11 protein-coding genes are annotated in these 14,818 nt (G+C 50.3%); 6 read left to right on the top strand and 5 right to left on the bottom strand.

Features of this window, described 5'->3' with window-relative positions:
- Positions 1–384: 384 nt before the first annotated feature.
- Both BAQU_RS10505 and BAQU_RS00840 read right to left on the bottom strand, forming a co-directional pair.
- Positions 385–2,778, bottom strand: a complete 2,394-nt coding sequence (locus BAQU_RS10505) for a hypothetical protein (RefSeq protein WP_211277063.1) — start codon at positions 2,776–2,778, stop codon at positions 385–387.
- 325 nt (positions 2,779–3,103) lie between these two features.
- Complete coding sequence (locus tag BAQU_RS00840; protein WP_158215597.1) at positions 3,104–3,562, bottom strand: helix-turn-helix domain-containing protein; 459 nt, start codon at positions 3,560–3,562, stop codon at positions 3,104–3,106.
- 239 nt (positions 3,563–3,801) lie between these two features.
- Here BAQU_RS00840 and BAQU_RS00835 point away from each other — a divergent pair, with 239 nt between their 5' ends.
- Positions 3,802–3,987, top strand: coding sequence for a helix-turn-helix domain-containing protein (locus BAQU_RS00835; RefSeq protein ID WP_211277062.1), 186 nt, complete (start codon positions 3,802–3,804; stop codon positions 3,985–3,987).
- Between the two features lie 540 nt (positions 3,988–4,527).
- Here BAQU_RS00835 and BAQU_RS00825 read toward each other — a convergent pair.
- Together BAQU_RS00825 and BAQU_RS10385 are read right to left on the bottom strand one after the other, a co-directional pair.
- A complete protein-coding gene (locus tag BAQU_RS00825; RefSeq protein WP_158215596.1) occupies positions 4,528–5,106 on the bottom strand; it encodes a CDP-alcohol phosphatidyltransferase family protein in 579 nt (192 codons plus the stop codon).
- A gap of 105 nt (positions 5,107–5,211) precedes the next feature.
- The gene (locus tag BAQU_RS10385; RefSeq protein ID WP_158215595.1) at positions 5,212–5,352 is read right to left on the bottom strand and encodes a hypothetical protein; all 141 of its coding nucleotides are present in this window, start codon (positions 5,350–5,352) and stop codon (positions 5,212–5,214) included.
- A 357-nt stretch (positions 5,353–5,709) separates the two neighbouring features.
- Between BAQU_RS10385 and BAQU_RS00820 the strand changes: the two genes are divergently transcribed.
- From BAQU_RS00820 to BAQU_RS00800, 5 genes are all read left to right on the top strand, one after another.
- Entirely contained in the window at positions 5,710–8,619 is a 2,910-nt protein-coding gene (locus BAQU_RS00820; protein WP_094692187.1) for a glycoside hydrolase family 3 N-terminal domain-containing protein, read from the top strand.
- Positions 8,620–8,771: 152 nt separating this feature from the next.
- Positions 8,772–11,213, top strand: coding sequence for a glycoside hydrolase family 3 C-terminal domain-containing protein (locus BAQU_RS00815; RefSeq protein WP_094692186.1), 2,442 nt, complete (start codon positions 8,772–8,774; stop codon positions 11,211–11,213).
- Complete coding sequence (locus BAQU_RS00810) at positions 11,206–11,787, top strand: PTS cellobiose transporter subunit IIC (RefSeq protein WP_143241934.1); 582 nt, start codon at positions 11,206–11,208, stop codon at positions 11,785–11,787. The genes BAQU_RS00815 and BAQU_RS00810 overlap by 8 nt, the downstream gene beginning before the upstream one ends.
- 148 nt (positions 11,788–11,935) lie before the next feature.
- Positions 11,936–12,655: a LytR/AlgR family response regulator transcription factor gene (locus BAQU_RS00805; RefSeq protein ID WP_094692318.1), complete on the top strand. Its 720-nt coding sequence runs from the start codon at positions 11,936–11,938 to the stop codon at positions 12,653–12,655.
- On the top strand, positions 12,652–13,974 hold the full coding sequence (locus tag BAQU_RS00800; protein ID WP_094692185.1) for a sensor histidine kinase: 1,323 nt from the start codon (positions 12,652–12,654) through the stop codon (positions 13,972–13,974). Before BAQU_RS00805 ends, BAQU_RS00800 begins: the two co-directional genes overlap by 4 nt.
- A gap of 273 nt (positions 13,975–14,247) precedes the next feature.
- On the opposite strand, the gene BAQU_RS00795 is transcribed toward BAQU_RS00800, so the two are convergent.
- Positions 14,248–14,818 (bottom strand): IS256 family transposase (locus BAQU_RS00795; RefSeq protein ID WP_211277061.1); only part of this gene is annotated, 571 nt, incomplete at its 5' end.

The following is a 14,818-nucleotide window of genomic DNA, read 5'->3' as shown; positions in this document are numbered from 1 at the left end:
AAGGTCATCGTGTCGATCCTTTTCCTTTGCTCTTTCTTTGCTGCTATCGCTGAGACAGTGGTTTCCTGATGTGCAAAGCTCCAAGCTACAGGGAAACCAACGATTCCCTATCCACGCTCCGCGTAACTTATTCCAAAGCGCAATCCGCTATTGGTTATTGTCCAACCAGCAGTCACCATGGTCACAGCATGCGTTTGGAGTTCAGACTTCCGTCCGTTCCCATCTACAGCTTCTTATCCGTTAGGTCATGTGAACAAGCTGATTGTCAAATTGGAACACTGCAGAGCTGTCTCCGTTCGCTTGCGGAAATAATCCTTGATACAGCGGCAACTTATGGCATCACGAGGCCAAGACCTCACAACTCCGCTTGAACCGAGTTAGCTATCACGAGCCTGAACCATTCTGATTATTAGATTGCGGTCTTGAATGGCGGTGCAACATTAAGTATGCTTGCCAATCCGTATCGGGTTCTTCTGCCCGTCTTTTGAGAGATGTTACAAATTCTTTTTCTCGTTCAGAGATCTCTTTATCTGTCAGTTTCCTTATGGCAAATGGGTCGCCGCCCAACGCCCATATTGGATGGGGATCTAGCAGCTGGTCATAAGTCAGAACTATCCGCTGGTAAGTACCGTCACGGTTCCTAGTGACCAATGAGGTGAGTGATGTTTCATCGACATCACGGACATACTGACAGACGACGACTCCGTTCCATGGCGATTTCAAAGCCCCACTAAGAATTTCCAGTTTCCGAATTTCATTCTCATTTAAACCTTTAGCTGTTCGTTTCACTTCTATTGGTATGAATTCCCCCATCCTAGTTAGCATCATTAGGTCAGCCTCACCAATTTCGTTACCACCGTCTGTTTTGGAAACACTCATTCCAGGGTGCATTCCTATAAGCTGACCTTTCGACCCAGCTTCAAATATCCAGTGGAAGAACCGAGCAGCTAGAAGGTGCCCTATAGCATCCACCTCGTAGACGCGTCTGGACTGTTCACTCAGCCTGTACTGGAACTTAGCTACGGACTCATCTCCGAATGGGAAGTCAATAGTTTTCGAGCAGCCGCGGCAGATAATCGGCGGAGCGAAACTTTTAATTGGAATCCACTGTCTCGCACCGCACTCAGGGCATTGGATCCGGAATCCCTTTAGGATGATGCTTGCCTTTTCCGCCCAAGCCAGCCAATATTTCGTAGCCTTGTCGCTGTTACCGAGCACTATTTTAAAGTCTTGGAACGTCTTCTCTGGTAGTTCATCGATTGAACGGCCAACCGATTCAACAAGATCGGGTTCATGCCCTTCTCTCCGGGCACGATCTTTGTACCAGTTGAAACCCTGACGTGCGGCCATTGATTCCAATAATTGGAGTAATGGGGCATGGCATAACATGCCTAAATCATTAAGATCACCGACCTTTTCAACCAAAATCCTTGCAGCTATTCCAGGAGCTGATTCGCGAAACCTCAGCCCTCGCGCCGAGGCAAGGCTTTGAGCTATAAGACTATGGGACGGCCATTGAACAGAACGTATTCTTTCACCTTCTACCGGCGAAAACCACGAGTTATAGGAGCCGTTATAGAAGATTCCGTTTGTCGATTCCACCCGATAATCACCACTTACCGGGAGGGGCGAATCCTCGACAGCGATATCGGACCGCATAATCAGCAGGCGGTTGAGGTTTCTCTGGAACAGGGCTTCCCTATGCAGAGCGGGATCAAACGGTTTGAAGGACGCATGCACATCCTTCCATACGAGCACGTCTTCCCTGCTCCATCCCAGAACAGTCCCAAAAGAAAGCATTTCGTCCGGCGAACAGATGGATACTCCAGATAAATTTCCAAGGCATTCAGATATGTCGTGAGTTGAGACACTGCAACTCGTGATATACAGACTGTTGGGCGATATCCCATTGCGAGCAAGTCCTGGATCTGACTTTATTTTCTGTACCGCTTCTGTCGAAAACTTTGCATAGGGAATACCTATTGGAACAGCGTAAAAGTCACCATGAGCCGAACGCAAATTCCATAGCAAAGCGAGATCGTCCAATGAACCCGGAGAACAGACCACGAGGATATTTGGACCTGCATCGTACCGGTTATACCATCTTTCCGGGAGCACAGGATGACCAGACCTGATGGCAGTACTTGCGGTAGCGGCGTATGAGAGCTGCACCATGGAGAGTCGTCTTGGGGTATTGGTGCGTGTCATAGGATTCATTCGTGAAAGTAGATCTTCAAGAGATCCAGTCAGAGGCATATTCCGAATTTCCACAAAATCGGAAAAACTGATATCCTGTCGCCAGCTGCCTGCCCTAACAATGTCAGAATCTATCCGCTCTGGCAATTTTCCAAGGCAAACAAGATAAATTTCGTACCATGGGTCATTTTTCGACAAATTGGCCACTTCTACGAGTGGCTGCTTCTGCGTTGGTTTGTATGGAAGCAAACCAACCGCCAACTGATCCCGATCTGTTTCTCTACTGTAATTCAAATCGACCGCATCGGACATTGACATTTCAGGGTCGTATCCAAGACCTTTCACGGCATCGATTTGTGATCCGGGGAGAATCGCTCGATACATTTCTGGAATTGATCCATCTTCTGTCACGGGAAGGATCACATTTGCTGCTCCACCCCAGATTTGACATTCTAACTGTATGATATCCTCAAAACTCTTTGGACCGTTCGCACTGATTGGAAGAGCAACGCGTTGCGGTCTAGCACTGAGTCGGGCTACATGCGGACCATTGAGACGTTCATCGTCGAGAAATACCGTCATACCCCCATAATCCTACACCACTGCGGATAACAGAGTTATTCGTCTTCTAAGATCGTCACTCTCTTTGGGCACGTCTGTACAAGCTTCCTAATGACTGCCCTCCCTCCGGCGATGCCTCTGAACGGCAAACTCCCTCTTCCCATGGAATGGAAACACCTCAGCTGCTTCTTCACTGCCGAGTCCAAGAGGTGATCTAGCCACAACCATGTCAAATCAGATGAAAGCCACACAGACCAAGTGAGCCAATAAGACAATATTCCAGCGGAACACTTCAATCAGAGCGCTCCTCTTCCACTCACAATCTCGCAAATTGGGCACAGGATAGTTACTTGTGTCTACGTCCTCGAGATCTCATCGTGCCTCCCTCGCTGATGATGATGGCGCGCGCGTTCACCCTGCCCACACCAAGTTTCTTGGTGATCTCAGCGAGAGTCAGACCGCTCTCGTAAAGCCGTCGAACCTCTTCCTGAACAGCAGGAGAAAGCTCATGGCTGCGCGTCGGCTGCCCGGCACTGGTGACGATCTTCCAAACGGTGCCGCGGCAGATGCCGAACCTGCTCGCAATCTCCTCGACAGGAGTCCCGGCGGCATGCGCGGCGACGACTTTTTGACGAGACGAGTAGCTCAAACGAGTTTGAGTTTTGAGCGCCTTATTCACGACGCGTCCGCAAACCTCGCTTCGCACAGCCTTAGAAGGATGCGACAGACGGGCCCGTTTCCCTTGCAACGCCCTGGTAATCAGCGACTTGAGCGCCACCGACTGGTTTGAAATACTCCTATGCAAGCGCACGATTTTACGAATGCGACGGTTCCCCGGCAACGGAGATCATATGCCATTCGAGATCATTTCTTCACAGCGGCACGCTCGAATGCATCATTCTCTCATGGAACTCCATCCAGATGTCTCGCACAGGCGCAAGATGCGTTTGTGTTTTTTCGTACACAATACCTATTGTGTACGAACGTATATAAACCCCTGATGGGCGAGGATGTGAGAACATACTGATAGAAACCATGTATGACATGGGACTGGCGATACGCCAGCGGCGAGAGAAGCTGAATCTTACGCAGGAGCAGCTCGCCTTGAAGGCAGGCGTATCGAGGAGCTGGCTGGCAAAGGTGGAAACAGGCAAGATGTCCTTCGACTTACGCAAAGTACTCATGGTGCTCGACGTGATGGGGCTGCGTCTGGAGGTCGAGGATGTCTGAACGCACGATGTTGTTTGCCCCGCACTCGCGGGGATGATCCGGCTGCTGATTACCTTAAGCAAGGCATTGATAAGTTTGTCTCCGTTATCTCATTACAAGTGCAACATCTTCTAGAGTTTGAGATTGTCAAGATTTCCATGACTGAACATGAAGTTATATGCGTGGGTCAAGTGTATTCGCATATCAGCGAGGAGGAAAGGCAGACCATCCAATATTGGGGTAGGCAACGGCACCCCGGTCAGGCAGTGCATGTTGCAGAGGCGAACACGAATTCCTGCTGTCCATGACGGTCGAGCAGGCTGGCCAACGTGTTTATTAGAGTTAGCCGGAGCGTTCAGTAAGGAGCGGATCCCTAAGACATTTCTTCCGCTGGCACTGCTCACCTCATGAAAGTATACGAGACGCATATTTGCCAAAGGCACTCTGAATAATTGTCTCGTGGTGGTTCCTTACATTCGAGTGCTCGAGCAACGATGCACGATCATCGTGACTGAGAACGACTATCCGGCATCCGAGATGAGATTTGTCGAATCATGGATGTCATTTTCGGCGACTGGATTCGTAGCATGACGCCTTCGCATGATTAACTTGAAGATCCATCAATGAGCGAATGTCCGGGTGAAAAGTGCCAGAAATACAGGTGATGATCAGCTCTTCAAGTGAGGCAAGTGAAGCCAGTGTGCAAGGGATGATGCCTATCAGCGCAACTCCCGTTTTCAATATGAATAGGGGCGCTACAAAAATCATGATTCCTGAGAGTTTGTTCAGCGTCGTATGCAGAAAGGCAAAACGGCGGAAGAGTACCCATCCAACGATGAGTGTCAGAACTTTGACCACGCAAAGGGCGCCTATCCACAGGGTGAGCCAGACTGCCCATTGCAGAAAAGTCATGAACACATAGAGAAATGTCAGCGTAAACAGCATGTCTGCCACGCTATCGAAAGTTGCTCCGACTGGCGTTACTGCCTGCCATCGTCGTGCCAAAAAGCCATCTAGGATATCGGTCATGCCTGCTGCAATGTATGCCAGAAGGAATGCAGCGGACTCGATGTCAAGAAAGGGTAGCGAGATCGTGCAGATGCATCGAAGCAACGTCAGCGTATTGGGAATCCATCTCATGCCCGAATTCCTTTCCTGGTTGCAGTGCGATCGGTTGCAGAAGACTGATGAGGGTTTAGAATATCGCAGCGTCTTTGACATCGTGATGTCTTCAAGCCGAATATATCAGGCATTGGAGTGGTCTACGACGATGAAAACGATGTCTGAAGGGACGATCTGACTACTCATATGCAATTCTTGCGCAATGCCCTTGGGATCGTCGAATGCATGGAAAACAATCGGCTGCTGGACGTCTTGCCGAGTCATACCATGCCTTTCATGACGGTTGTTGATCCATGTTTCTAGCCAAGAACACGGATTGGGCGTGGATGCCAGCCGTGTATTGTCTAATACCGTTCCCGCTGTATGCACCTTTCACACAAATTATGTCATTGAAATGACAGATTGCGTCAATCATACAGATAGCCGCTGTTTTTCTTGTTCAATGGAGATATCGGCACATGGGTGTGCCGAACGAGATCCGAATCACGGTAAAGAATGGATTTGTCTGGATCACGGTTCAAAAACCTGCTGTGCTGCAGGAATGATGACGTGGCCCGGGAGTGAAGTCCCCTCTGCCACCATGACGCTGTTCGGATCGAGAACAAGGAGGAGGTAGAAATTATGCTTCAAATCAACATGGCCGATGTTGTCGCCGTATTGAGCTCACTGATGCCGTACCTTGTCACTGCGGCTGCGCTTGTCATACTGGCACTGATCGTGACTTTCGTTGTCAATAAAAGAACAGTACGGGATCAGGGCATTCGAAAACTCATTCATTCACAATCATGGATAGTGGCTCTTGTGGGCATCGTCGTTGCGATGTCAATGATGGTGACCGGTCCAATGGCAACATTGCTGAACAATGCAACGATTACCAAATATACGCTTGCAAACAGCACGGTGAAAAACGCTAATACGCTTGCCAAGAATGTGCAGTCCGAGGCGATCACCATGCTCAAGAATAATGACAGCAACCTGCCGCTGCAAGGTAAGAAAGTCAATGTGTTCGGTTGGGGCTCGACCAATCCTGTGTATGGTGGGACGGGTTCAGGATCCATGTCTGATCAGTATCCAACGGTTTCATTACTCGATGGACTCAAGGAAAGCGGGCTGCAGACAAATGCCCGACTCACCAAGCTCTATACCGATTATCGCAAGGATAGACCGGAGGTGGGGATGTTCGCCCAAGATTGGACATTGCCGGAAGTTCCTGCCGCACAATACAGCACAGGTCTCATTCAACAAGCGAAGAATTTTTCTGATCAGGCGGTTGTCGTGATCACCAGGGTTGGTGGAGAAGGCGCAGACCTACCAACGGACATGAAGGCCGATGGCATCACTTATACGAACAATTCCAAGGACTATCAGGATTTTCAGAAGGGTGAGCATTTCCTTCAGCTCAGCAAAACAGAAAAGGACATGATAGATCTTGTAACAAAGAACTTTGACAATGTCACCTTGGTATATAACGGGGCAAACACGTTCCAATTCGATTTTCTCAGTTCATATCCACAGATCAAATCAGTGCTTTGGTGCCCTCCGGCGGGGCAGACTGGATTCAGTGCACTAGGAGGTGTGCTCACAGGTGATATCAATCCTTCTGGAAAGACCTCCGACACATTTCTGAAGAATCTGAAGACCGCAAACACTCAAAATAATTCCGGTTCTTTCTCATATGACAATGTCGATGAGTTCGCTCAAAAAGTCACCGGTTTCACCGGCAAGACCAGCGATGTGACTCCAACCTTCGTGAACTATAGCGAGGGAATATATGTAGGATACAAGTTCTATGAAACAGCGGCTGCAGAAGGTCTGATCGATTATAACCAACAGGTGCTCTATCCCTTCGGATATGGATTAAGCTATACGTCATTCAAACAGGAGATGGGCAGTATCAGTGTCAAGAACGGTAAAGTCTCCTTTATGGTCAAGGTGACCAATACCGGTGACACCGCAGGCAAGGATGTAGTCGAAGTCTATTATGATCCGCCATATGTCAACGGCGGAATCGAGAAGGCCTCCACGAATCTCATAACATTCGAGAAAACCAAGAAGCTTGATCCAGGAGCTTCGGAATCTGTGAGCGTGGAATTCAACGAATCTGATATGGCTTCCTATGATTCAAAAGACGCCAAGGCCTATGTGTTGGAGCGCGGTGACTATGGCATTTCCATTCAATCGGATTCTCATAGTGTCATTGCAAAGAAAACGCTCTCCTTGCCAGATACCATTACGTACGACTCCAAGAACAATACGCATGATGGAGACAAGGAAGTGGCGACCAATGAATTCGATGATGCCGCCGGCGACGTGGAATATCTGTCTCGTGCGAACCATTTCGCGAATTACAAGACAGCCACAGCAGCGCCTACGAACTACTCGATGAGCGACAAAGTCAAGGCAGAGTTTGTGAACAACGGAAACTACAATCCCAAGGATCACGACAAGTCATCCGACAAGATGCCGACCACTGGGGCGAAGAATGGCGTCCGACTGATTGACTTGCGTGGAAAAAGCTATACGGATAGCAAATGGGACAAGCTGCTCGATCAGCTGACCTTCAATGAGATGGATAACCTTACGGCAATGGGTGGCTACGGTACGCAGGCCATTTCCTCAATCGGGAAGATCCAGTTGACCGATGCGGATGGACCTGCTTCCTTGAACAACAATTTTACAGGCATAGGATCCATAGGTTTTCCCGCCTCGACTGCCTTCGCCTGCACATGGAACAAGGATCTGGCTAAGCAATATGGCGAGATGATCGGCACCATGGCCCACGACATGCATGTTGCCGGATGGTATGCGCCAGCTATGAACATTCATCGCAATGCGTTTTCTGGCCGTAACTTCGAGTACTTCTCAGAGGATTCATTGCTCTCTGGTGTGATGGCCTCCAACCAGATTGCTGGAGCCAAGGAGAAGGGCGTGTATTCCTTCATGAAGCACTTCGCTCTCAATGATCAGGAAACAAATCGTCTGAACATGCTGTGCACGTGGGCGAACGAGCAATCGATTCGTGAAATCTATCTCAAGCCATTCGAAATGAGTGTCAAGAAAGGTGGCGCTCAGGCCGTAATGAGCTCATTCAATTACATCGGTCCGACGTATGCAGGAGCGAATTCTGCGTTGCTTCAGAAGGTGCTTCGTGATGAGTGGGGATTCAGGGGATTTGTGTTGACGGATTACTTTGGCGGGTATGGTTATCAGAACGCCGATCAGGAGATTCGAAACGGCAATGATGCCATGCTGGCGACAACAAGCATCACCAACCATGTCACCGACAAGTCGGCAACTTCAGTGAAGGCGCTGCGACAGGCGACCAAGAACATTCTCTATACCACTGTCAATGGCTGGCAATATGCGAATGGTGAGCCAAAGGTCTCCACACCAATATGGCGTACCGCCATGTATGTGATTTGGGGTGCAACGGGATTGCTCGTGATTGGTCTGGAGTTCCTCGCAATCAGACGTTACCTTGAGCGCGGCAAGGCTGCCAAGCTTGCAGTGGTCAACGCGGCGGGACAGTAGATAGGGAATAAGAAAGAATCGGAGCATCTTTCCGATTGACCCGTTCTACCCATACATCATTCGATCGGAGTGGGCGGTAGTCGACATCCGTTTGCACTACCGCCCTCCGTCCCGTCAAGGTTACAGCTTGATCAAGGTCGTAAGGAATAATAATGAAACTCAGGGATCTATCTATTCTCGAACAGGCTTCTCTCCTTTCCGGAGCATCGGAGTGGGATTCTCGTGGAATCAAACACGCGGGAATACCTTCATTCGTCATGAGTGACGGCCCGCATGGCGTGCGACGTCAACTTGGATCGGGGGACCATCTCGGCATTGGACAGTCCAAGCCTGCGACATGTTTCCCGACGGCGAGTGCATTGGCAAATTCTTGGGATCCCAGGCTTGCTGAGGAGATGGGCAAAGCGCTCGGCGAGGAAGCCAAGGATCTCGGCGTGAATGTACTGCTGGGACCAGGACTCAACATAAAACGGAATCCACTGTGCGGAAGGAACTTCGAATATTATTCCGAAGACCCCATAGTATCGGGGAAAATGGCTTCCGGATTAATTGCTGGAATACAGACAAACGGAATATCTGCATGCCCGAAGCACTTTGCGATCAACAGTCAAGAGTTGAGAAGGCAGGCATCAAACTCTGTGGTCGATGAGAGGACCATGCGCGAAATATATCTGACAGCGTTTGAAATCGCGGTCAGACAGGCCCATCCTTGGAGCATCATGACCTCATATAACAAGGTCAACGGAGTCTATGCGCATGAGAACCGTCATCTCTTGCAAGAGATTCTCAGGGATGAGTGGGGCTTCGATGGTCTTGTCATATCGGATTGGGGAGGGTCGAATTCAGCAGTGGAAGCGGTGAAGGCTGGAGGATCGTTGGAGATGCCTTCACCTGGCTATACCTCGACGAAGGAGATCATGGATGCCGTTGCGGATGATGATCTTTCTCCATCGGATGTGGCTCGAAGGGCGGCAGAGGTGGCGGAAGTCGCCGTTCGTACTCACATTTCGGGAGTTCCACGCGACGCCTTGCTGAAACAGAAAACCATTGATGAGCACCATGGACTTGCCCGACGAATTGCACAATCCTGTATGGTTCTGCTCAAGAATCGTATGTGGGATGATCATCCCACTCTTCCTTTGCAGTCCAAATGCAGAGTCGCCCTCATTGGTGACATGGCAAGCAATCCTCGATTCCAAGGAGCAGGTTCCTCCAAGGTCAACGCCACCAGGAAGGAAAACCTGGTGGAAGAGTTTACTTATGCGAGTGACATATCAGTTTCGGGATACGAACAGGGATACGAACGCAACGGAAAAGTCAACAAGGATCTTGCAGATGATGCGATGGCATTGGCTGCGAGTGATGAGACCGACGTCATTGTCGTGGCGTTGGGACTCGACGAGCGCAGCGAGTCGGAAGGTCTCGATCGGGATCATATGAGGCTTGCGAAAGTTCAGAATGATCTTGTGAGGAACTTGAGACGAGTGAGGAAACCGCTTGTGATAGTCCTGATCGCAGGTTCGCCTGTTGAACTCCCATGGATTGATGATGTGGATGCGCTGCTCTATATTGGCCTTGCAGGTCAGGCCGGAGCATCAGCGGCTGTGAAAGTGATGACTGGAGATGTGAATCCTTCTGGTCACTTGGCCGAGAGTTGGCCGATCTCGTATGCGGACTGCCCAAGTTCACAATGGTATCCTTCCGCAGGAAGCGATGCCGTTTATCGCGAAGGTCCGTTCGTTGGGTATCGGTATTACTCAACTGCGAACGTACCGGTTCGCTTCCCCTTTGGATTTGGACTCACCTATGCTCAATTCAGCTATTCGGATTTGCGCACTGATGATAGTGGAATTTCATTCACCATCAGGAACGATTCGGATATTGCCGGGCAGACGGTCGCGCAATTTTACGTAAGAGGACCAGCGGGAGGGGTTCTCAGACCTGATCGTGAGTTAAAGGCGTTTTCGAAAGTATCGATCGGAGCTCATGAAAGCGCAGATATCCGTATTGATTTCGATGCCTATACATTCCGACACTTCGATGTCGAAACTGGATCCTGGAGGATTGAGTCTGGGCAGTGGACATTGATGGTTGGGCAGGATTGTGAGCATATCGAGTTGCGAGCTGAATACTCGGTTGCCGGTGACATGCAGAAGAAACCCGCTGATCCTGAGCTTGGATCATATCTGCATGGCGATGTCAAGAAGGCCAACGATGCTCAGCTGGATGCCTTATTTGGATTTCCAGTGTCGCGACCCAAGAAAACTGGAGTGTTTACTGCAAACGATCCGATCATTTCGTGGCAGTTCTCTCAGGGGCTCATCGCCAGGGCGGTTGCTCGATTGCTGCTCAGAAATGAGCGAAGGAGCCGTGAAAAGACAGGCTCCGCGGATCTGAATGCTCTGTTCGTGTTGAATATGCCACCTCGTGCGATGTGCAAGATGACCAACGGCCTCATCAATGCTGCCATGGTCGACTCCGTTGTGGAGATTGCAAACGGCCACTTGTGGCATGGAATCGGTTCATTCCTATCCGAATATCTGAAGAATAGAAGGATCGGCAGGCGCATAGCGAAGGAGCTCCATCATGAATGACGACAATCGGAAAAAAGTTACTCCCAATCAGGGTTCCAGCCAAAGGCACGATGGGTTATTTGGACCGGTATCCCACTGGATTGCAGACCATCCCAACCTGTGGGAATTCATATTGTTCAATGTGTTATCGAACGTTTCAACCATCACTAGATTCATCGTTGCATGGGTCGGCACAGCGGTGTTCGTTTCCGCGCTTGGTCTGACAACTCCATTCAGTTTCCTCCTGTTCAATTACACGACCCCAGGTTCGAATGGAATTGGCGGGTTTCTGACGTTTCTTGCCGCCGAAGTACTGGCGCAGGCTGTTAATTTTGTGGTACAAATGAAATGGGTATTCAAATCGGATTCTGCTTTCGCTGATGCGGCTTGGAAATATGCGGTTCTCGCTGTTCTCATCGTTGTGGTGAATCTTGTACTTCCTGGATATGTAACGGCGTTGTGCATGAGGTGGGGGATGAATTCGGCAATCGCTGCAACGGTTGCGTCGGTGGTGAACACCTTGCTTGCAGTGGTTGTCAGCTATCCGTTGCTCAAGTTCTGGATAATGCCGAAAAGACACAATGCACAGCCATAGAATCTTGAAAGCATTCAGATCAAGAGCCATCGAATACGACCGTGAGTGTTGACTGCTTCGTTCGTTACCTGATGTGCTGATAAAATCATGGCCCCGTAGCGAAAGAACTGATGTAACTCGAGCAGTGCGAATGGAAGTAGGCGTTGGAATGAAGAACATTCGTATCGGGGTTGTCGAGGATGATCCACAGGCTCGTAAGATCGTTCTCACATTTCTGAAGCGATTCTCTGAAGAGAGTGATGATACGTTCACCATCGCTGTCTTTGACGATGCTCTGAGTCTCATAGATCGTTACAGACCTGTATACGACATACTCCTCATGGACATTGAAATGTCTGGAATGAACGGCATGGATGCCGCGCGTTGGATAAGGAAGTGCGACCAAAGTGTCATAATCGTATTCATCACAGCTGCACCACAATATGCGATAAGCGGTTATGAAGTGCAGGCTCTTTCTTATCTTCTCAAGCCAGTGCCATGGTTTGCCTTCAAGCAGGAACTCGAGCGCTCCATTGGAATGGTTCGCCACAAGATCGGAAGCTCGATGTTGGTTGAGACCCGCTCGCAGGGGTTGCGTCTTGAACTGTCCCATGTCATATACTTTGAATCGATTCGCCACACGATCGTCATTCATACGCTCAGTGATCGGCTTTCGATATCCAGTACTCTCAAGGAGTTGGAGAGCGAGTTGCGGGAGCAGAGCTTCTTTCGTTCAAATGCATGCTATCTCGTGAACCTCGGTCATGTCATGGCAGTTGAGGATCAGGATTGTGTGATGACGAACGGGGAGCGGCTGCGAATCAGCAGACCCAGGAAAAAGGCGTTTCTTGCCGTCTTGGCGGAATATCTTGGAGCCATGCCAAGATGAGTGCCACCATTACCAATGCTCTGCCGGACATACCAAGACTATATACCGCACTATGCGAGTGGCTTGCCTGCATCGTGTATCTGTCCGTCATCTATCGACGTGTGGGAAGGAAAAAGTCGGCGATGGTCGTTGCGGCCGGATTACCGGTGATGATTGCCCTGCAATACTGGGGCGGCATGATGTCAAAGCAGTTCTGGATACTGGGAATGCTGCTCGCATTCACAGGAATGTGCGCAATAATCCTCACAGCAGCTGGAATCGGCAAAAGAGAGGCCTTGTATCTTACTGCAAGGGCTTTTGTGCTCGCAGAGCTGATTGCTTCCCTTCACTGGCAGCTTGTCACATTCTTGCATATCGGTTGGCGCGGTGAAAATGCCAGATGGCAGTCCGTCGCTATGCTTGTCGTGGTGTATTCAGCTTGCTTTGCTTTCGCATGGTTTGTGGAACGCAACAATTTCAGTAGGATCACGCCAACTGTTCCCAGCAGATCGATGACCATTGGCACAGTAAGCATTACAACGGTTACCTTTGCAATGAGCAATCTCAGCTTCGTGTCAACGAACACTCCATTTTCAGGGACCGTCGGGCAGGAAGTCTTCTACATACGGACCCTTGTTGATTTCTGCGGCTTCGTTATCCTCTACGCTCAGCAGGAGCAATCTCGCCGCTTGGCAACGAATGCAGAGCTCTCATCAATCGATGCACAGCTGAGAAGCCAGCATCAGGAATATCTGCAATCCAAGACCAATCTGGAATCATTGGGCAGACTTGCACACGATCTCAAACATCAGATTGCCGCCTTAAAAGTCGAGGCTGATCCCAATCATCTGGCTCAAGGATTCGAACAGCTCGAAGCTTCTGTGCAGCGCTACAGCGCACAGAAATATTCCGGTAATCCAGTGCTTGACGTCATTCTTACCAGCAAAACCCGGCAGTGCGACGAACACGGAATCACGCTTACAGCCGTTGCGGATGGCAAGCTGCTCAACTCGATGTCTTCCATGGACATCGCCACATTGTTCGGCAATGCTTTGGACAATGCGATTGAAGCAACCTTGGGGCTTGGCGATTCCGAATCGAGACTGATCCGATTGGCACTGTTTTCTCGCAATCGTTTCATTGTAATTCGAATCGAAAACTTCTTCGATTCTCATTTACGCACCGATTCCGTGGGAAATCTGCAGACCACGAAACACGACAAGGACAAGCATGGCTACGGCATGAAGTCCATTCGACATATCGCAGAAAAATATGGTGGAGAAATATCCGTCCATGCACAGGATCATTGGTTTGTGCTCAGCATTGTGATTCCGGAATAATCGTGTTGAGCCGCAATGGTTTGTCGTGCCCAGATATTGAATTCACTCCCGCGACTGGCTAATTGAAACCAATCGCGGCTTCGGCAATGCGGTATCCGCAACGAATCATCAGACGTCCAGGCTGACCTGGAATGTTGATGAGTTTGCACAATGTAGAGGAGCGGACATCGTCGGCTATGACGGGCGAACGGTTCTCAAGCTGCTGCCATAGATGCTGCTTGAGGTAGTGCCCGGGTTCTTGCGCACTTTGGTTTTTGTTTCCTGTGTGCGTTGTCAGTTCGCTTCCTGTATGGTGTCGTGGAGTCGGGACATGTCCAGGTAGCGGCGGGTCGACCACTGGTTGCCGGTGACGTAGCGGATTCTCGCAGTGATGAGCATCAATGCCGATCTACCATCCGGGAAAGCGCCCACCACGCGGGTTCTCCTGCGGATCTCCCGGTTCAACCGTTCGATCATGTTGTTCGTTCGGATGCGCCGGCGATGCTCGACCGGGTAATCCTTGAGCAGGTACGTGGTGGTCTCGTCGATGCCCTCGCGCAGGCACTTGGCGGCCTCCCTGAGTTTCCGCTCCTCCATCTCGGTGGCGACCTGCTCGGCCTTGGCCAACGCCGATTCGCGTGATTCCATCGCGAACACGGCCTTGAGCGCGTCCCCGGCCCATCGGGTGTGACGAGGGGAGACTTTCGAGAGCACGTTGCGCATGAAGTGCACCATGCACCGCTGGTAGCGGGCCTGTGGCAGGAGTTCACTGACGGTGTTCACCAGTCCGGCGCACCGGTCGCCGGTCACCAGGCGCACGCCGGTAAGCCCACGCGAGATGAGCGAGGAGACGAAGCTGTTCCAG

The sequence above is a fragment of the Bifidobacterium aquikefiri genome (assembly GCF_002259795.1).
In the GTDB taxonomy this organism is placed as follows: domain Bacteria; phylum Actinomycetota; class Actinomycetes; order Actinomycetales; family Bifidobacteriaceae; genus Bombiscardovia; species Bombiscardovia aquikefiri.
This window is presented reverse-complemented; position numbering and strand designations above follow the sequence as displayed.